Genomic DNA, 17,406 nt, shown 5'->3' with positions numbered 1-17,406 from the left:
AGGCGCTCCGTTGAGTGAGTGACGCGGTACACACGGTAGCCCCATTCGCGGGCGGCTCCTACCGGCGGCCGGTACGCGAAGAGCCGGGGCGGTCGTCATGACCGCCCCGGCTCTTCCGTATCCGCTGGTGCCGCTACGGGCGCAGTTCCCGCGCGACCTCCGTCGCCCAGTACGTCAGGATCATGTTGGCCCCGGCGCGCTTGATGCCGGTGAGCGTCTCCATGATGGCCCGGTCGCGGTCGATCCAGCCGTTGGCCGCGGCGGCCTCGACCATCGCGTACTCGCCGGAGATCTGGTACGCCGCGACGGGCACGTCGACCGCCTCGGCGACCTTGGCGAGGATGTCCAGGTACGGCAGGGCCGGCTTGACCATGACCATGTCCGCGCCCTCGGCGAGGTCGAGCGCGAGTTCGCGCAGCGACTCACGGACGTTGGCGGGGTCCTGCTGGTACGTCTTGCGGTCACCCTGGAGCGCGGAGCCGATGGCCTCGCGGAAGGGGCCGTAGAACGCGGAGGCGTACTTCGCGGTGTAGGCGAGGACGGAGACGTCCTCGTGGCCGGTCTGGTCGAGGGCGTCGCGGATGACGCCGACCTGGCCGTCCATCATGCCGCTCGGGCCCACGACGTGGACGCCCGCGTCGGCCTGGACCTGCGCCATCTCGGCGTAGCGCTCCAGCGTCGCGTCGTTGTCCACGCGGCCCGCGGCGTCGAGGACGCCGCAGTGGCCGTGGTCGGTGTACTCGTCCAGGCACAGGTCGGACATGATGACGAGGTCGTCGCCGACCTCGGCCTTCACGTCACGGATGGCGACCTGGAGGATGCCGTCCGGGTCGGTGCCGGCGGTGCCAGCGCCGTCCTTCTTGGCGTCCTCGGGCACGCCGAAGAGCATGATGCCGGCGACGCCGGCCTCCAGCGCCTCGACGGCCGCCTTCCGCAGGGTGTCGCGGGTGTGCTGGACGACCCCCGGCATCGCGGAGATCGGCACCGGCTCGGCGATGCCCTCCCGCACGAAGGCGGGAAGGATCAGGTCGGCCGGGTGCAGTCGGTGCTCGGCGACCATGCGGCGCATGGCGGGGGTGGTGCGCAGGCGCCGGGGGCGGGCCCCCGGGAACGTGCCGTACGTCGTGCTCAACTCCGTGCCCTTCTACGCGATCCGGGCCGCCGCTCGCTCGGGCGCGTCACCGGGTCGCCGGCCTCCAGGGCCGCGTCGCGCCGCGCCGCGCCGAAGTCCGCGAGCGCCTCGGCGAGCTTGTGCACCGAGGGCTCGGGCGACAGCACATCCACCCGCAGGCCGTGCTCCTCCGCGGTCTTCGCGGTGGCCGGGCCGATGCAGGCGATGACGGTGACATTGTGCGGCTTGCCGGCGATGCCGACCAAGTTCCGCACGGTGGAGGAGGAGGTGAACAGCACGGCGTCGAAGCCGCCGCCCTTGATCGCCTCACGGGTCTCGGCCGGCGGCGGGGAGGCCCGTACGGTCCGGTAGGCGGTGACGTCGTCGACCTCCCAGCCCAGCTCGATCAGGCCGGCGACCAGGGTCTCGGTGGCGATGTCGGCGCGCGGCAGGAAGACGCGGTCGATCGGGTCGAAGACCGGGTCGTAGGGCGGCCAGTCCTCCAGCAGACCGGCGGCGGACTGCTCGCCGCTGGGCACGAGGTCGGGCTTCACACCGAACTCGATCAGCGACTTGGCGGTCTGCTCGCCGACGGCCGCGACCTTGATGCCGGCGAAGGCGCGCGCGTCGAGCCCGTACTCCTCGAACTTCTCGCGCACCGCCTTGACGGCGTTGACGGAGGTGAAGGCGATCCACTCGTAGCGGCCGGTGACCAGGCCCTTGACCGCGCGCTCCATCTGCTGCGGGGTGCGCGGGGGCTCGACGGCGATCGTCGGGACCTCGCTGGGCACGGCGCCGTACGAACGGAGCTGGTCGGAGAGCGAGGCGGACTGCTCCTTGGTGCGCGGCACGAGCACGTTCCAGCCGAAGAGCGGCTTGGACTCGAACCACGAGAGCCGGTCGCGCTGCGCGGCCGCGCTGCGCTCGCCGACCACGGCTATCACCGGCTGGCCGCCGTCCGGGGACGGCAGCACCTTCGCGGCCTTGAGCACCTGGGCGATGCTGCCGAGGGTGGCGGTCCAGGTGCGCTGGCGCGTGGTCGTGCCGGCGACGGTGACGGTCAGCGGGGTGTCGGGCTTGCGGCCGGCGGAGACCAGTTCGCCGGCGGCGGCCACGACGGAGTCCAGCGTGGTGGAGACGACGGCCGTGACGTCGCTCGCGCCGACCTCGGACCAGCAGGTGGCCGAGGCGGTACGGGCGTCGACGAAGCGCACGTCGGCGCCGCCCTTGCCGTCGCGCAGCGGCACTCCGGCGTAGGCGGGCACGCCGACGGCCGTGGCGACGCCCGGCACCACCTCGAAGGTGATGCCCTCGGTGGCGCAGACCAGCATCTCGTCGGCGGCGTTGCCGTCGAGGCCGGGGTCGCCGAGGACGGCACGGACGACCCGCTTGCCGCCGCGCGCGGCCGTCATGACAAGATTGGCGGTGTCCCGAAGGACAGGTACTTCTGGGGTGCCGACGGTTTTTGATGCCTCGTCAGTAACCGTCTGCGCAGGCATGTCCACATGGGCACGCGCGTGCGCGCGCACCACGTCGAGCACCTGCGGGTCGGCGATCAGGACGTCAGCGGCCGCGAGTGCCTCCACGGCGCGGAGCGTCAGCAGTCCCGGGTCGCCGGGGCCGGCACCGAGGAAGGTGACGTGCCCGTGCACGGGGTGGTTAGGGGCGGTGGGGTTCAAAGTGCTCGCTCCCCCATAAGACCGGCCGCTCCCTTGTCGAGCATCGCTGCGGCGAGTTCGCGGCCCAGGGCCACGGCCTCCTCGCTGGACGACGGCACGGGGCCGGTGGTGGACAGCTGCACCAGCGTCTGGCCGTCGGTCGAGCCGACGACGCCGCGCAGGCGCATTTCGGTGACAACCTGCCCGTCGGCCAACAGGTCGGCCAACGCACCCACAGGTGCGGAGCAGCCGGCCTCCAGGGCGGCGAGCAGGGAACGCTCGGCGGTCACGGCGACCCGTGTGAACGGGTCGTCGAGCTCGGCGAGCCGGGCGACGAGCTGCGCGTTGGTCGCCGCGCATTCGACCGCCAGGGCCCCCTGACCGGGGGCGGGCAAAACTACGTCGGGCTCCAGGAACTGTGTGACGTCCCCGAGCCGCCCGATACGGCTGAGACCGGCGGCGGCCAGCACGACGGCATCCAGCTCGCCGTCGGTGACATAGCCGATGCGGGTGTCGACGTTGCCGCGGATCGGCACGGTCTCGATGTCGAGGCCGAGCGCCCGCGCCCACGCGTTGAGCTGCGCCATGCGGCGCGGCGAACCGGTCCCGACGCGGGCGCCTGCCGGCAGGTTCTCGAAGGTCAGGCCGTCGCGGGCGATCAGGGCGTCGCGCGGGTCCTCGCGGACCGGGATCGCGGCCAGGACGAGGTCGTCCGGCTGCGCGGTCGGCAGGTCCTTGAGGGAGTGCACGGCGAGGTCGATCTCGTCCGCGAGCAGCGCGTCGCGCAGCGCGGAGACGAAGACGCCGGTGCCGCCGATCTGCGCGAGGGACTCCCGCGAGACATCGCCGTACGTGGTGATCTCGACCAGCTCCACCGGGCGGCCGGTCAGCTGCCGCACCGCCTCGGCGACCTGGCCGGACTGGGCCATGGCGAGCTTGCTGCGCCGCGTCCCCAGGCGCAGCGGCCGCGAAGGGATGTCGTTCATGCTGGCTCCCGTGCTGAGTTGTACGTGTCGGCCCGCGAATCGGCCCTGCTGACGGCGGCCACCGCCTGCGGGTCGAGATCGAAGAGCTCACGGAGCGCGTCGGCGTAGCCGGCGCCGCCCGGGGTGGAGGCCAGCTCCTTGACGCGCACGGTCGGCGCGTGCAGGAGCTTGTCGACGACGCGGCGCACGGTCTGGGTGATCTCCGCGCGCTGCTTGTCGTCGAGGTCGGGGAGGCGGCCGTCGAGCCGGGCGATCTCGCTCGCGACGACGTCCGCGGCCATGGTGCGCAGGGCGACCACGGTGGGGGTGATGTGCGCGGCCCGCTGCGCGGCGCCGAAGGCGGCGACCTCGTCGGAGACGATGGCGCGCACCTGGTCGACATCGGCGGCCATGGGCGCGTCGGCGGACGCCTCGGCGAGCGATTCGATGTCGACGAGCCGGGCACCCTCGACGCGGTGCGCGGCGGCGTCGATGTCGCGGGGCATCGCGAGGTCGAGGAGCGCGAGGGCGACGGCGGTACGGGCCGGCACGGCGAGCGGGTCGCCGGCGCTCTGGCGGGGGACGGCGGGGGCGTCGGCGGTACGGGCCGCGAGGGCGCCCCGTACGGCGTCGGCCGTCAGGACCAGTCCGGTCGCGCCCGTGCAGGAGACGACGACGTCCGCGCGGGCGAGCTCGCCGGCGAGGGCGGTCATCTCCACGGCCTCGGCGGTGAAGCCGGCGGTGCCGGGGCCGCCCGCCTCGGTGAGGATGCCCGCCAGCCGCCGGGCCCGCTCCAGGGTGCGGTTGGCGATGGCGATGTGCGCCACGCCCGCGCGCGCGAGCGTGGCCGCGGCGAGCGAGGACATGGAGCCCGCGCCGATGACGAGGGCGCGCTTGCCCGCCGCCCAGTCGGTGACCGGGGCGCCGTCGGCGAGCTGCTCCAGGCCGAAGGTCACCAGGGACTGGCCGGCCTTGTCGATGCCGGTCTCGCTGTGGGCGCGCTTGCCGACCCGCAGGGCCTGCTGGAAGAGGTCGTTCAGCAGCCGGCCGGCGGTGTGCAGCTCCTGGCCGAGCGCGAGGGCGTCCTTGATCTGGCCGAGGATCTGGCCCTCGCCGACGACCATGGAGTCCAGGCCGCAGGCCACCGAGAACAGGTGGTGGACGGCGCGGTCCTCGTAGTGCACGTAGAGATAAGGGGTCAGCTCGTCGAGGCCGACGCCCGAGTGCCGCGCGAGCAGCGTGGACAGCTCGGCGACACCGGCGTGGAACTTGTCCACGTCGGCGTAGAGCTCGATGCGGTTGCACGTGGCGAGCACCGTCGCCTCGGTGGCGGGTTCCGCCGCGAGGGCGTCCTGGACGAGCTTGGCCTGGGTGTCACGGGCCAGGGCGGCCCGCTCCAGCACGCTCACCGGCGCGCTGCGGTGGCTCAGTCCGACGACGAGGAGGCTCATGCCGGCATCACGGCGGGGACATCCCCGTCCGGACCCTTCCTGCCGCCGGCGGCGGCGCGGGCCACGCGGGGCGGGGTGGCGGTGGTGGTCGTGGTGTCCTCGCCGGCCTTGCGCTGCTCGTGGAAGGCGAGGATCTGCAGCTCGATGGAGAGATCGACCTTGCGCACGTCCACGCCCTCGGGCACGGAGAGGACGGTGGGCGCGAAGTTGAGGATCGAGGTGACCCCGGCGGCGACGAGGCGGTCGCAGACCTGCTGGGCGGCGCCGGCGGGGGTGGCGATGACGCCGATGGACACCCCGTTGTCGGTGATGATCGTTTCGAGCTCGTCGGTGTGGCGCACGGGCAGCCCGGCGACCGGCTTGCCGGCCATCGCGGGGTCGGCGTCGATCAGGGCCGCGACGCGGAAACCGCGGGAGGCGAAGCCGCCGTAGTTGGCGAGCGCCGCGCCGAGGTTGCCGATGCCGACGATGACGACCGGCCAGTCCTGGGTCAGGCCGAGCTCACGGGAGATCTGGTAGACGAGGTACTCGACGTCGTAGCCGACACCGCGGGTGCCGTACGAGCCGAGGTAGCTGAAGTCCTTGCGGAGCTTGGCGGAGTTGACGCCCGCCGCGGTCGCGAGTTCCTCGGAGGAGACCGTGGGCACCGAGCGCTCGGAGAGCGCGGTCAGTGCACGCAGATACAGCGGTAGCCGGGCGACGGTGGCCTCGGGAATCCCTCGGCTTCGGGTCGCCGGTCGGTGAGTTCGGCCAGTTGCCACGGTGCTCCTGCGGGTAGAGCGGGGCTGCGGGCGGCGCCTCGTCCCAGGACCGCCCCGTCGAACGCAGGCTATGCCTTTGTGAACGCGTGCACAAAGATGGTGTCCGCTTTGTCCGGGCAAAGTGACGGGCGTCACGCGGTGTTTCGCCCCGATCCGGGAACCATCGGCCGCACCGCCGCGACCGCCGTACGGGTCATGGCGACACCAGGGACGCGCCGACGCGGACATGCGCCCTCACTTCCTGTCGCCATACCCCCGGACACCAACAAATCGCCACATGATGGTAGTCGACTCAGGCATCCATTCAGGACGTTCGAGCCCCGGCCGCGGGAGCGGCACAATGGCGGCATGACCCCGCTGCTGGGCCGTCGCGCCCGTAAGAACCCCGCCGACAGCACGGTCACGCTGATCGGCAAGCCCGGCTGCCACCTGTGCGACGACGCCGAGGCCGTCATCGCCGAGGTCTGCGGCGAGCTGGGCGCCCGCTGGGAGAAGAAGGACATCACCCAGGACGAGGAGCTCCACCGCAAGTACTGGGAGCAGATCCCGGTGATCCTCGTCGACGGCGCGCAGCACGATTTCTGGCGGGTGGATCCGGCGCGGCTGCGCCGGGCGCTCGGCGGGTGACACGCGGGGAGTGACCGGACCGTTGCGGGATGTTCACGCCACAGAATCGTCCCGGCTCCGGTTACCCCGAACAAACTGGCTATGCTCGCGGCATGGCCGCACTGGGATGGATCACTCCGCGCAGGCGCTCAGCCACGGCACGCAGCGTGCTGGCAGGCGAGGCCGCGGCGGAGGCAGCCCGCAAGTCCGCGCTGGAGAACGCCGAGGTGGAGACCCTCGCCGAGGCGCCCGCGGCGGCCCCGACGGAGCCGGAGTTCCCGGTCGTCGGCGACGTCCGGGCCGCGGCCTTCTTCGATCTCGACAACACCGTGATGCAGGGCGCCTCCCTCTTCCACTTCGGCCGTGGCCTCTACAAGCGCCGCTTCTTCCGGAAGCGCGAGCTGGCGCGCTTCGCCTGGCAGCAGATGTGGTTCCGGCTGGCGGGCGTCGAGGACCCCGAGCACATGCAGGACGCGCGCGACAGCGCCCTGTCGATCGTCCAGGGCCACCGCGTCTCCGAGCTGATGACCATCGGCGAGGAGATCTACGACGAGTACATGGCCGAGCGGATCTGGCCGGGCACCCGGGCGCTGGCCCAGGCCCACCTGGACGCGGGCCAGAAGGTCTGGCTGGTCACCGCCGCTCCCGTGGAGACCGCGACGATCATCGCCCGCCGCCTCGGCCTGACCGGCGCGCTGGGCACGGTCGCCGAGTCCATCGGCGGCGTCTACACGGGCAAGCTGGTCGGCGAGCCGCTGCACGGCCCGGCGAAGGCCGAGGCGGTGCGCGCGCTGGCCGCGGCCGAGGGCCTGGACCTCTCGCGCTGCGCGGCCTACAGCGACTCCGCCAACGACATCCCCATGCTGTCGATCGTCGGCTACCCCTACGCCGTCAACCCCGACGGCCGCCTGCGCAAGTACGCCCGCGAACACGGCTGGCGGCTGCGCGACTACCGTACGGGCCGCAAGGCGGCCCGGGTCGGCATCCCCGCGGCGGCCGGCGTGGGCGCGCTGGCGGGCGGTACGGCAGCGGCGATCGCCCTGCGCCGCCGGCGGCGCTGACGCCGGGGCCGCCACACCCCGCGCGCGGGCGGCGGAGCCGCCCCGCGTCGCTCCGGACGGCGTCAACGCCGGGCGCTCACATCCCGCCACCGGAGAGCGACGGCGCTTCGGCGTGTCGGCGACGATGAGTAACCACTCGTCACCCTCAGGCAATCCTGTCGTCATACCCTCACACAGCAGCGCTCAGTCCTCGCCCGTCCGGATTGCCACAACACGCTGCCCATTCGGCCACACCCTCGCCAAATCCGGTCAACTCCCTTCCATGGTTCGATATTTGATCGATCCCCAAGCGGTAAGAGATCGAACGGAAACGATGATTTGAGCAACTCGGTGTAGCGTCGCCTGTACGAAGCGTTATTCTCCTCAGACGCAAACCGGTACCCCCTTGTCCCTACGACGAGTGAACGGTTCCGTACTGCACGTGATGGAAGCTCTGCCTCTGGGAGTCCCGTGTACCCACACGTCGGGGTTGACGCCTCGGGCCTGGCTACGCTGCGCGCAACGGTCCTCGACCGTCTGCGCGGCTTCGTCCCCACCGCGTACGCCGTCCCTGCCTTCGCCACACCCGTCCCCGCCGGCCCCTGCTACGCCCTCGCGGAGGGCACCGCGGCGGTCGGCAGACGCGCCCGCCGCGGCGCCGGCGCCGGTACGTCCACTACGACCCGCCGCCCGAGCGCCGACAGCGACAGCGCCCGCATGCTGGACCTGGTCGAGCGCGCCCAGGCCGGCGAGGCCGAGGCGTTCGGCCGTCTCTACGACCAGTACGCCGACACGGTCTACCGCTACATCTACTACCGCGTGGGCGGCCGGGCCACCGCCGAGGACCTCACCAGTGAGACGTTCCTGCGCGCCCTGCGCCGGATCGGCACCTTCACCTGGCAGGGCCGCGACTTCGGAGCCTGGCTGGTCACCATCGCCCGCAATCTGGTCGCCGACCACTTCAAGTCGTCAAGATTCCGGCTCGAAGTGACCACCGGCGAAATGCTCGACGCCAACGAGGTCGAGCGCAGCCCGGAGGACTCCGTCCTGGAGTCCCTCTCCAACGCCGCCCTTCTGGAGGCGGTCCGCAAGCTCAACCCCCAGCAGCAGGAGTGCGTCACCCTGCGCTTCCTCCAGGGCCTCTCGGTCGCCGAGACGGCCCGCGTCATGGGCAAGAACGAGGGCGCGATCAAGACCCTCCAGTACCGCGCCGTCCGCACCCTGGCCCGCCTGCTCCCCGACGACGCGCGATGACGCCGGGCGGTCGTTCACTCACGAGCGGTGACATCGCCCGGGGCGCGTAACCCGGCCGCCGCGCCACTCGTTGTGCGGGATGCAGGCTCCCTGCGGTCGCGCCATGCCCACAGCCACTCACTCGAACGAGTGGATGCACTCAAGGCGCGCAACCCTCCAGGTCTTCAGGGGAGTCGACCGTCATGACGAGAGGAGGTGCCGCCTGTGATCGCGAACGTTTCGGCGCACCGGCGGGCGAACGCCTTCGCCCAGGCCCTGGAGGACCAGGAACTCCAGGGCGCGGCGGCCACGCAGCCGGACCCACCGGTGGAGAACACCGAGCGGGCGAAGCTGCTGGCCCTGGCGAGCGAGATCGGCGGGCTGCCCAGGCCCGAGCTCGACCCCGAGGTCAAAACCGTGCAGCGGGCGCAGTTGATCGCCGCCATGGAGGCCCAGTTCGCAGGGGGCTCCGCCGCCGTGCCCGAGCCCCGCGGGAGCCGGCCGGTGCGACGGGGTGCCCATCGGGCCCTGCACCGGCTCAAGCCACGCTCCCGCTGGTCCAAGGGGCTGGCGGCCGGCGGGCTGACGGTGGGGGTGGCGGCGGGCGCGTTCGGGGGCGTGGCCGCGGCCAGCTCCAACGCCCTGCCCGGCGACACGCTCTACGGCCTCAAGCGCGGCATGGAGGACCTCAAGCTCGGCATGGCCGACGACGACTCCGACCGCGGCAGCCTCTTCCTCGACCGGGCCGCGACCCGGCTGCACGAGGCGCGGCGCCTGATGGAGCGCGGCCGGTCCGGCCCCCTCGACCACGAGTCCGTGGGTGAGATCCGCAAGACCCTGGGCGGCATGAAGCACGACGTCTCCGAGGGCCACCGGCTGCTGCACGCCGCCTACAAGCGCGATCACTCGCTCGCCCCGATCCAGCGTCTCTCCTCCTTCACCGCGTCCCACCGCGAGGGCTGGAGCCAGCTGCGGGAGAAGCTGCCGGTCCAACTGGCCGATGTGGGCGACGGCGTCACCTCGGTCCTCGCGGCCATAGACCACGAGGTCGGCCCGCTGCGCTCCCTGCTGCCCACGGACGAGGACAAGCACGGCTCCAGGCCCAGCCCCGACTCCTCCGCCAAGGACACCCGAGGGCGCTCGGGCCAGTCCGCGCCACCGCCCTCGGCCGAGGTCCCGGACGGCAAGCACTCCGCCGGCCAGGGCCGGCAGCAGTCGTCGGCCCCGGGCGAGCGCGCCCCCCACAAGGGCCTGTTCGGGGACAACGGGCTGTTCCCGCCCCCGCCGAGCCCCGGCACCTCCGGCCCGGTCGGCCAGGGCCACGGCGGCAAGGACAGCGGCAAGTCCAAGCAGCCGGACATCACCATCCCGCCGCTGCTCCCGGACATCCTCCCGGGTCTGGGAATCCACGGCGAAGCGGAGAAATAGGAAGAAGAAGAGAGAGCGGGCGACAGCCCCGGCGGTCGGTGTTCTTCGTCTCGGACGGGGATTTCGGTGGGACTCAGGTCCCACCGGGTCTCAGAAGAACACCGACCGCCGCTGCACGAGCAGCTTGTAGACCGTGTGCTGAATCGTTTCTCGCACCTGGTCGGTCAGGTCGAACATCAGCATCGGGTCGTCCGCCGCCTCCGGCGGATACTCGTCCGTCGGGATCGGCTCCCCGAACTGGATGGTCCACTTCGTCGGCAGCGGCACCAGCCCCAGCGGGCCCAGCCACGGGAACGTGGGCGTCACCGGGAAGTAGGGAATGCCGAACAGCCGCGCCAGCGTCCGGGAGTTGCCGATCATGGGGTAGATCTCCTCGGCGCCCACGATCGAGCACGGCACGATCGGCGCCCCGGCACGCAGTGCCGTCGAGACGAAGCCGCCCCGCCCGAAGCGCTGGAGCTTGTACCGCTCGGAGAACGGCTTCCCGATCCCCTTGAAGCCCTCCGGCATGACGCCGACGACCTCCCCGCGCTCCAGCAGCTCCTGGGCGTCCTCCGCGCACGCCAGGGTGTGCCCGAGCTTGCGGGAGATCTCGTTGACGACCGGCAGGACGAAGACCAGGTCCGCGGCCAGCATCCGGATGTGCCGCCCGGCCGGGTGGTGGTCGTGGACCGCGGCCTGGAGCATCAGGCCGTCGACCGGCAGGGTCCCGGAGTGGTTGGCGACGATCAGCGCGGCGCCCTTGTCCGGAATGTTCTCGATGCCCTTCACCTCGACGCGGAAATATTTCTCGGCGATGGGCCGCAGCGCGGACATCAGGACCTGGTCGGTGAGCTCCTGGTCGTAGCCGAAGTCGTCGACCTCGTAATCACCCGTGATCCGGCGCCGCAGAAAGCTCAGCCCATGAGCCAGCTTCCGCTCCCAGCCCCCGCCCTCCGCCTCCGCCGGCCGCGCGCCCGCCACCGACCCGGCGGCCGGCCCGGACGCCGCCGCCCCCGCGGACTCCTCGGCCCGCTGCTGCGGTACGGGCGCGAGGGGCGCCGACGCCCGGTGCGTCCGGGAGCCGCGGCCCGCGCGCGTTCCCTTCCGCTTGGCCCGCGGTTCCTCGCCGAACGGGATGACCTTCGCGTCCGCCATGGTGGGTGCGCTCCTCAGTTCTGGCCACGGCCGGCAGGCAGGGCCGCGGCGATCCGGTCGACGGTACGGGCGAGGGTGTCGGGCGGCAGCAGTCCCGGGCCCCGGCTGCGCGCGTAGTCCTCGAAGGCTCCCGCGGTGGTGTAGCGGGGGGAGAAGCCCAGTGTCTCGCGCATCTGGGTGGTCCGGACGACCCGGCCGTGGGTGAGCAGCCGGATCTGCTCGGGCGAGAAGTCCGTCATGCCGACCGAACGCAGCGAGGAGCCGACCCAGGTGACGGTCGGCAGGAAGAACGGCAGGGTGGGCCGTCCGAGGCGCCGGGCGGCCTGGGAGAGCAGCAGCACCCCGTCGCCCGCGATGTTGAAGGTGCCGCTGTTGAGCGTGGAGCGCCTGGGCTCGCCGGCGGCGATCCGCAGGACCTCGATCACGTCGTCCTCGTGGACGAACTGCAGCCGGGGGTCGAAGCCGAGGACGGTGGGCAGCACGGGCAGCGCGAAGTACTGCGCCAGCGGGGAGTCCGCGTCGGGGCCGAGGATGTTGGCGAAGCGCAGCACGCACACGGCCACATCGGGGCGGCGGCGGGCGAAGCCGCGTACGTAGCCCTCGACCTCGACGGCGTCCTTGGCGAAGCCGCCGCTGGGCAGCGACTTGGGCGGGGTGGTCTCGGTGAAGATCGCGGGGTCGCGGGGGGCCGAGCCGTACACGCTGGTGCTGGACTTCACCACGAGGCGCTTCACGGTCGGGGTCTTCTGGCAGGCACCGAGCAGCTGCATCGTGCCGATGACGTTGGTCTCCTTGACGGAGGCACGGTTGCCGCGCTTGTTCAGCGGGGTGCCGTTCACGTCCATGTGGACGACGGTGTCCACACCCTCTTCGGCCAGAACCCTGCCGATCGTGGGTTGGCGGATGTCCGCCCGTATGAAATCGGCCCCGCCGAGCTGACGCTCGGGTGGCACCGCGTCCACCCCGATGACCCGGTCGACGTCGGGCTCGCGCTGGAGGCGACGGACGAGACGGCCCCCCAGCTGCCGTGCGACTCCGGTGACGAGCACGACCTTGCCCAAGATCAGCGCCTTCCTTCCACGCCTGCCCGGCGTTCCGCGGACCGCTCGGGCCGATGGAGTCGCGCCACGAGTGGTGCTGTCGCGGCCACCGTAGCGGGTCGTTGTTGCGCTGTGATGACCGGCCGCTGCGTGGAGCTACATTTCAAGCCGTAGCGAAGGCTTTACTCACCGCAACGCACCGCAGCCCTCCCACCGAAGAACGGTGGGAGGGCTGCGGGACGAACACAGCGGCGCTGCTTACTTCTTGTTGCGACGCTGAACACGCGTGCGCTTCAGCAGCTTGCGGTGCTTCTTCTTCGCCATCCGCTTGCGCCGCTTCTTGATAACAGAGCCCACGACTACCCTCGCTTACATCGATTCACTCGGTGCGGGGCGTCCGAGCCCACACGACCTACATCGGGCCAGCCTACCCGGCACCGGGCGAACAGCGTAATCCGAGGGGAACGTCAGGCTGTTTCCACCCCCACGTAGGACTCTCGGAGGTATTCGTGCACCGCTTGCTCTGGGACCCGGAACGACCTTCCCACCCGGATCGCCGGCAGATGACCACTGTGCACCAAGCGGTACACGGTCATCTTGGACACTCGCATCACCGAGGCGACTTCCGCCACGGTCAGGAACACGACCTCGTTGAGAGGCCTTTCGCCAGCAGCCATGACACACCTGAACCTTCCGCACATGACGCGCACCGGCTTCCCCTCCGGTGACTCCTCGTCGCTGCGCGCTCACTCCCCAGGTTAGGGGCGCGTGATGCGAGTGGGGAAGAGGAGCAGCCATCGGCCGCCTACTGTGACAGACACGCTCGATTGAGTACATAGCGAGTAAGCGGTCGGTAGTAATCAGACCGCACAGTGTCATCAAGCGGAACGACCACGGAGACCCGTCCCTCGGCCTCTCCGACGAACGGCGCGGGGTCGTCCGAGTCGGCCAGGCCCATGGCCTCAATACCCAGCTGACCTGCCCCGCAGACCCACCCGTGGTCCCCGATGACCAGGGCGGGCAGGGGCCCGTCGCCATCCATCGCGGCGGCCAGCGCCGTACGAAGCGGGAGCGGCGAATGGGTATGTGCGCCCGGCTCACTCCGGGGTGCCCGCGCGCCGGGTTCGCGCACCATCGCGACTCCCTGAACGTAGTCAAGGTGGTAAGTACGTACGCCGAACCGGGTCGTTATGTCGACACTTCGACCCTGCGCCGGGGTGAGGACAGTGCATCCCGCCGCCGACAGACCGACGGCCAAACCGGCGTAGAAGCCCAGGAGTCGGTGGGGGTGGCCGGTGCCGATCAGCACCGGAGCGCCGGCCTCCGCCACCGTGGCGAGCCGCTCGGCGAAGGCATCGAGTGCCGCGATCGTACGGTCGGGGTCGATCACATCCTGTCCGGACGCATGCCCGGGATCGGCCGAAACACCGCACCTTCGGCCCATCAGCTGTAACAAGTCCCCCAAAAACCAGTCGCGTTCCGGCTCCAGGCCGATCAGCGCCCGTGGGTCCCGGGCCGCGAACATGCGGTACCGGCTCAGGCTCCCCTCCCGGGAGGTGGCCACGGTACCGGCCAGTCGGGCGGCAAGCAGATGGGCACGCAGGGTGCCGGGGCTCAACACACGACCGATGCTGACGGACCGACGGACGCCGCGCGGAAATTCACCCGAGAGTTACCACGGTTGGACTAACGGACCGGCCGACAAGTGGCTTGAGGAACTCCGGGGCCGGTACGTCCGTGCCGCCTGACGGCGGAACAGCTCCCGCCGCCGCGCCGCGGTCCGACCCGCGGCGCGGTCACGGCAACAGCCCGTGCGCCGGGAACACCGCGCGCCGCGTCGCCAGGATCGCCTGGTCCAGACGGTCCGCCGGGTCGTACCCCGCCCCCACGAAGTCCCGCCACTCCGGCTTCCGTCCGTCGGTCATCCGCAGCGGACCCGGCTGCCGGGTCCGGCGGAACACCTCGGCCCGCCACTCGTCCGGCACGGCCGTCTCCGGCTCCACCGGCCGCCCCGCGGCGATGCCCACCAGGTGGGTCCACGAGCGCGGCACGACGTCCACGACCGCGTAACCGCCGCCGCCCAGCGCCACCCACCGTCCTTCGGCGTGCTCGTGCGCCAGCGAGTGACACGCCTCCGCCACGGCCCGCTGGGCGTCCAGCGACACGGCCAGGTGGGCCAGCGGGTCCTCGAAGTGCGTGTCCGCACCGTGCTGCGTCACCATCACCTGCGGCCGGAAGGCCGCCACCAGCTCGGGCACGACGGCGTGGAACGCCCGCAGCCAGCCGGCGTCCCCGGTACCGGCCGGCAGCGCCACGTTCACCGCACCGCCCTCGGCGCCCGCGGCCCCAGTCTCCTCGGGCCAGCCGGTCTGCGGGAAGAGGGTGCGCGGGTGCTCGTGCAGGGAGATGGTGAGGACGCGCGGGTCCTCCCAGAAGGCCGCCTGCACCCCGTCCCCGTGGTGGACGTCCACGTCCACGTAGACCACCCGCTCGGCGCCCAGCTCCAGCAGCCGGGCGACCGCCAGTGCGGCGTCGTTGTACACGCAGAACCCGGACGCGCCGCCCGGCATCGCGTGGTGCAGCCCGCCCGCGAAGTTCACCGCGTGCGCGGCGTCCCCGCGCCACACCGCCTCCGCCGCGGCCACCGACTGCCCCGCGATCAGCGCCGACGCCTCGTGCATCCCCGCGAACGCCGGCACGTCCGCCGTGCCGATCCCGTACGAGCCGTCAGCCGTCTCCGGCTTCGCGGAGGCCGCCCGTACGGCCGCGATGTAGTCCGGCCGGTGCACGAGCCGCAGCGTCGACTCCCCCGCCGGCCGGGCCGCGGTGACCCGCACCGCGCGGTCGAGCCCGTACGCCTCGACCAGCCTCATGGTCAGCGCGAGCCGCACCGGGTCCATCGGGTGTCCCGGACCGAAGTCGTAGCCCGTTACTGCCTCATCCCACATCAGCTGTGCGCGGCCGCTCATGCCCGCCACCGTAGCTGGCCCCTCCGGGCCCGAATGAGGGGGCGTACCACAACGTCGCGAGCACAAGGATCATGGGAACCGCCATGGCCCCGCGCGGGCTCCACGCCTCACCGAGCGCGCCCACCAGCGGCGAGCCCACGAGGAAGCCCACGTAGTTGAAGACGTTCAGCCGCGCGACGGCCATGTCGGAGGCGCCCGCTCCGTACCGCTCGAAGGCACGTCGTCCGGCGGCCGCGAAGGTCTGCGGCACGATCACGCTCAGCCCGAGCCCCAGCAGTGTGAAGCCGGCCGTCCCCACCCACGCCCCCGGTGCGACGGCCACCACGGCGAAGCCGCACGCGGCGACCACCGTTCCGGCCCGCACGACGAGGACGGGTCCGAGGCGCCGCACCCCGAGGTCGCCGACGGTCCGGCCGAGGAGCGTCATGACCATGTAGGCGTTGTACGGGACCGTGGAGAGCTGGTCGGAGCTGTGCAGGACGTCCTGGAGGTACTTGGCGCTCCAGTTGGCGACGGTGGAGTCGCCGATGTAGGCGAAGGTCATGACGAGGCAGAGGGGGAGGAGGAAGGTCAGGCCGGGGCCGGCGGCGTTCCCGGCGGGTGCACCGCCGGGTGGAGTCGGTGCGCCGGCGGGGCGCGGGCGGTCGGCGTACCAGCGGCTCGCGATCAGCGCCGCGGGGGCGACGAGGGCCACCAACGGCCCGTAGAGCGCGGGCAGGGACAGCTCCCAGTGCGCACCGGCCCAGGCGAGCGAGGCGCCGATGATCCCGCCGAGGCTGTACGAGGCGTGGAAGCCGAGCATGATGCTTCGCGCGTACGCCCGTTGGAGGCTCACCCCGAGCATGTTCATCGACGCGTCGAGGGCGCCGACCGTCACCCCGAACACGGCGAGGGACGCGGCCGCCTGCCACAGCGCGTGCCCCGAACCGGCGGCGAGCAGGGCGAGGCAGACCAGGGGCTGGGTCCAGCGGAGTACGAGCCCGGGACGCACTTTCGCCACCAGGCGCTCGGTGCCGAGACTGCCGGCGCCCGCGAGAACCGGCACGGCGGCGAGGAAGGCGGGCAGCAGCCCGTCGGATATCCCGTACCGGTCCTGGATCGCCGGTATTCGGGTCACGAGGAGAGCGAATACCGCGCCCTGGACCCCAAAACCGACGGACAGGGCCAGGCGGCCGTGCCGTAAGCGCGCGTCTGCCATCGCCTTCGCCATGGCCGATGAGAGTACGGCGGGCCGCTACCTCTGGGTAGGTCGATCACAGGAATTCGCCGATGGGGTTTCTCCCCGGGGGCGGGAAGCTCTCAGAGCAGCAGGTGTGGAAGCTCCGTCATGTCGGTGAAGTGACCGGTAGCGCCGGGAAGCCGGTCGCCCGGCGTCATGGCCGTGTATCCGTATACGTCCATCCCTGCGGCGACGGCGGCCTGGACGCCCCGTGGGCTGTCTTCGACGACGACGCACCGGGCTGGCTCGACGCCCATGGTCCGCGCGGCGTGGAGGAACAGGTCGGGGGCCGGCTTGCCCCGGCCGACGTCCTCGGAGCTGAAAATCCACTCTTCCTCGAACCACTCGTCCAGTCCGGTGCGCCGGTGCCCGACCCTGATCCGTTCATGGCTGCCGGAGGAGGCCACGCAGTAGGGAACGCCGGCGGTCACGAGGGTTTCCAGTACGTTGGAAGCACCCTTTATGGGTTGGAGTTCCCGCTCGAACGAGGCGAAGGTACGCGCGTGCAGTGTCTCGTCGAAGTCGTGCGGCAGTTGCCGGCCGGTGCGTTCCCGCACGAGGTCGTGCACATGATGGACGGCGGCGCCCATGTAGTCGCGGAGCGAGTCGTCATAGGTGGTGGGGTGTCCGAGTTCGGAGAGATAAGCGGCGAGGATCGTGTTCGCGATCGGTTCGCTGTCGACGAGTACACCGTCGTTGTCGAAGATGACGAGGTCATAGCGCATAACCGCACCCTAAACGCAAAAATGCCTCAGGCCCCGAGTGGAAACTCGGGGCCTGAGGCTAAA

17 protein-coding genes are annotated in these 17,406 nt (G+C 71.6%); 4 read left to right on the top strand and 13 right to left on the bottom strand.

Annotated features, from left to right (window positions below):
- Nucleotides 1–133: 133 nt before the first annotated feature.
- From hemB to J7E86_RS12545, 5 genes are read right to left on the bottom strand one after another with little or no spacing between them, the layout of a single operon-like run.
- A complete protein-coding gene (gene hemB, locus J7E86_RS12565) occupies nucleotides 134–1,132 on the bottom strand; it encodes a porphobilinogen synthase (protein WP_215081696.1) in 999 nt (332 codons plus the stop codon).
- Nucleotides 1,129–2,790: a bifunctional uroporphyrinogen-III C-methyltransferase/uroporphyrinogen-III synthase gene (locus J7E86_RS12560; RefSeq protein ID WP_215081695.1), complete on the bottom strand. Its 1,662-nt coding sequence runs from the start codon at nucleotides 2,788–2,790 to the stop codon at nucleotides 1,129–1,131. The genes hemB and J7E86_RS12560 overlap by 4 nt, the downstream gene beginning before the upstream one ends.
- Nucleotides 2,787–3,755 carry a hydroxymethylbilane synthase gene (hemC, locus tag J7E86_RS12555; RefSeq protein WP_215081694.1) on the bottom strand — a complete coding sequence of 323 codons (969 nt, stop codon included), beginning with the start codon at nucleotides 3,753–3,755 and terminating at the stop codon, nucleotides 2,787–2,789. The genes J7E86_RS12560 and hemC overlap by 4 nt, the downstream gene beginning before the upstream one ends.
- Nucleotides 3,752–5,185: a glutamyl-tRNA reductase gene (locus tag J7E86_RS12550; protein WP_215081693.1), complete on the bottom strand. Its 1,434-nt coding sequence runs from the start codon at nucleotides 5,183–5,185 to the stop codon at nucleotides 3,752–3,754. Before J7E86_RS12550 ends, hemC begins: the two co-directional genes overlap by 4 nt.
- A complete protein-coding gene (locus J7E86_RS12545) occupies nucleotides 5,182–5,946 on the bottom strand; it encodes a redox-sensing transcriptional repressor Rex (protein ID WP_215081692.1) in 765 nt (254 codons plus the stop codon). The genes J7E86_RS12550 and J7E86_RS12545 overlap by 4 nt, the downstream gene beginning before the upstream one ends.
- Before the next feature lie 348 nt (nucleotides 5,947–6,294).
- Between J7E86_RS12545 and J7E86_RS12540 the strand changes: the two genes are divergently transcribed.
- The 4 genes from J7E86_RS12540 to J7E86_RS12525 all read left to right on the top strand — a co-directional run bounded on the left by J7E86_RS12540 (nucleotide 6,295) and on the right by J7E86_RS12525 (nucleotide 10,253).
- Entirely contained in the window at nucleotides 6,295–6,573 is a 279-nt protein-coding gene (locus tag J7E86_RS12540; RefSeq protein ID WP_215081691.1) for a glutaredoxin family protein, read from the top strand.
- A 92-nt stretch (nucleotides 6,574–6,665) separates the two neighbouring features.
- On the top strand, nucleotides 6,666–7,613 hold the full coding sequence (locus J7E86_RS12535; protein ID WP_215081690.1) for an HAD family phosphatase: 948 nt from the start codon (nucleotides 6,666–6,668) through the stop codon (nucleotides 7,611–7,613).
- Between the two features lie 450 nt (nucleotides 7,614–8,063).
- A complete protein-coding gene (locus J7E86_RS12530; RefSeq protein ID WP_215081689.1) occupies nucleotides 8,064–8,846 on the top strand; it encodes an ECF subfamily RNA polymerase sigma factor, BldN family in 783 nt (260 codons plus the stop codon).
- Nucleotides 8,847–9,050: 204 nt separating this feature from the next.
- Entirely contained in the window at nucleotides 9,051–10,253 is a 1,203-nt protein-coding gene (locus J7E86_RS12525) for a DUF5667 domain-containing protein (RefSeq protein ID WP_215081688.1), read from the top strand.
- A gap of 90 nt (nucleotides 10,254–10,343) precedes the next feature.
- On the opposite strand, the gene J7E86_RS12520 is transcribed toward J7E86_RS12525, so the two are convergent.
- The 8 genes from J7E86_RS12520 to J7E86_RS12485 form a co-directional block, all read right to left on the bottom strand.
- On the bottom strand, nucleotides 10,344–11,390 hold the full coding sequence (locus J7E86_RS12520; protein WP_215081687.1) for a lysophospholipid acyltransferase family protein: 1,047 nt from the start codon (nucleotides 11,388–11,390) through the stop codon (nucleotides 10,344–10,346).
- Between the two features lie 14 nt (nucleotides 11,391–11,404).
- Complete coding sequence (locus J7E86_RS12515; RefSeq protein WP_215081686.1) at nucleotides 11,405–12,451, bottom strand: NAD-dependent epimerase/dehydratase family protein; 1,047 nt, start codon at nucleotides 12,449–12,451, stop codon at nucleotides 11,405–11,407.
- Between the two features lie 237 nt (nucleotides 12,452–12,688).
- Nucleotides 12,689–12,787, bottom strand: coding sequence for a 30S ribosomal protein bS22 (locus J7E86_RS12510; RefSeq protein ID WP_003948845.1), 99 nt, complete (start codon nucleotides 12,785–12,787; stop codon nucleotides 12,689–12,691).
- Between the two features lie 110 nt (nucleotides 12,788–12,897).
- Nucleotides 12,898–13,107, bottom strand: a complete 210-nt coding sequence (locus J7E86_RS12505) for a helix-turn-helix domain-containing protein (protein WP_031145511.1) — start codon at nucleotides 13,105–13,107, stop codon at nucleotides 12,898–12,900.
- A 128-nt stretch (nucleotides 13,108–13,235) separates the two neighbouring features.
- Entirely contained in the window at nucleotides 13,236–14,051 is an 816-nt protein-coding gene (locus tag J7E86_RS12500) for a phosphatase (RefSeq protein WP_215081685.1), read from the bottom strand.
- A 175-nt stretch (nucleotides 14,052–14,226) separates the two neighbouring features.
- Nucleotides 14,227–15,399, bottom strand: coding sequence for an acetoin utilization protein AcuC (locus J7E86_RS12495; RefSeq protein ID WP_215081684.1), 1,173 nt, complete (start codon nucleotides 15,397–15,399; stop codon nucleotides 14,227–14,229).
- Entirely contained in the window at nucleotides 15,368–16,597 is a 1,230-nt protein-coding gene (locus J7E86_RS12490) for an MFS transporter (RefSeq protein ID WP_215081722.1), read from the bottom strand. Before J7E86_RS12490 ends, J7E86_RS12495 begins: the two co-directional genes overlap by 32 nt.
- Before the next feature lie 101 nt (nucleotides 16,598–16,698).
- Nucleotides 16,699–17,343: an HAD family phosphatase gene (locus tag J7E86_RS12485; protein ID WP_215081683.1), complete on the bottom strand. Its 645-nt coding sequence runs from the start codon at nucleotides 17,341–17,343 to the stop codon at nucleotides 16,699–16,701.
- Nucleotides 17,344–17,406: the final 63 nt, after the last annotated feature.

This window comes from Streptomyces sp. ISL-11 (genome assembly GCF_018614525.1).
In the GTDB taxonomy this organism is placed as follows: domain Bacteria; phylum Actinomycetota; class Actinomycetes; order Streptomycetales; family Streptomycetaceae; genus Streptomyces.
This window is presented reverse-complemented; position numbering and strand designations above follow the sequence as displayed.

Coding starts and splice junctions, on each gene's coding strand:
- J7E86_RS12535 (WP_215081690.1), top strand. CDS start 6,666: ATGGCCGCACTGGGATGGATCACTCCGCGCAGGCGCTCAGCCACGGCA.
- J7E86_RS12540 (WP_215081691.1), top strand. CDS start 6,295: ATGACCCCGCTGCTGGGCCGTCGCGCCCGTAAGAACCCCGCCGACAGC.
- J7E86_RS12505 (WP_031145511.1), bottom strand. CDS start 13,107: ATGGCTGCTGGCGAAAGGCCTCTCAACGAGGTCGTGTTCCTGACCGTG.
- J7E86_RS12490 (WP_215081722.1), bottom strand. CDS start 16,597: ATGGCAGACGCGCGCTTACGGCACGGCCGCCTGGCCCTGTCCGTCGGT.
- hemC (WP_215081694.1), bottom strand. CDS start 3,755: ATGAACGACATCCCTTCGCGGCCGCTGCGCCTGGGGACGCGGCGCAGC.
- J7E86_RS12485 (WP_215081683.1), bottom strand. CDS start 17,343: ATGCGCTATGACCTCGTCATCTTCGACAACGACGGTGTACTCGTCGAC.
- J7E86_RS12550 (WP_215081693.1), bottom strand. CDS start 5,185: ATGAGCCTCCTCGTCGTCGGACTGAGCCACCGCAGCGCGCCGGTGAGC.
- J7E86_RS12520 (WP_215081687.1), bottom strand. CDS start 11,390: ATGGCGGACGCGAAGGTCATCCCGTTCGGCGAGGAACCGCGGGCCAAG.
- J7E86_RS12495 (WP_215081684.1), bottom strand. CDS start 15,399: ATGAGCGGCCGCGCACAGCTGATGTGGGATGAGGCAGTAACGGGCTAC.